This is a genomic window from Thermus tenuipuniceus (genome assembly GCF_002964845.1).
GTDB classification, from domain to species: domain Bacteria; phylum Deinococcota; class Deinococci; order Deinococcales; family Thermaceae; genus Thermus; species Thermus tenuipuniceus.
On the sequence record NZ_KZ672981.1, the window covers coordinates 371 to 631 of the forward strand.

Below are 261 nucleotides of genomic sequence, written 5' to 3' on the forward strand. Positions count from 1 at the left end.
ATGATCTTGATCTTCATGGTAGAGGGAGCGAGGGCGGTGAGCTCCTTTTGCATGCGGTCAGCAATTCCAGGGAACATGGTTGTTCCTCCAGAGAGGACGACGTTTCCGTACAAGTCCTTTCTGATATCAACATCGCACTTCATGATTGAGTTGTAGGTGGTCTCGTGGATTCCAGCAGACTCCATACCCAAGAAAGAGGGTTGGAAGAGGGCCTCAGGGCAACGGAAACGCTCGTTTCCGATGGTGATGACTTGTCCGTCG

General features: G+C 51.7%; 1 protein-coding gene. It reads right to left on the reverse strand.

From position 1 onward, the window contains the following. Positions 1 to 248: hypothetical protein (locus C2847_RS12830; RefSeq protein WP_425275079.1), on the reverse strand; the 248-nt coding region annotated here is incomplete at its 3' end. Positions 249 to 261 lie beyond the last annotated feature (13 nt).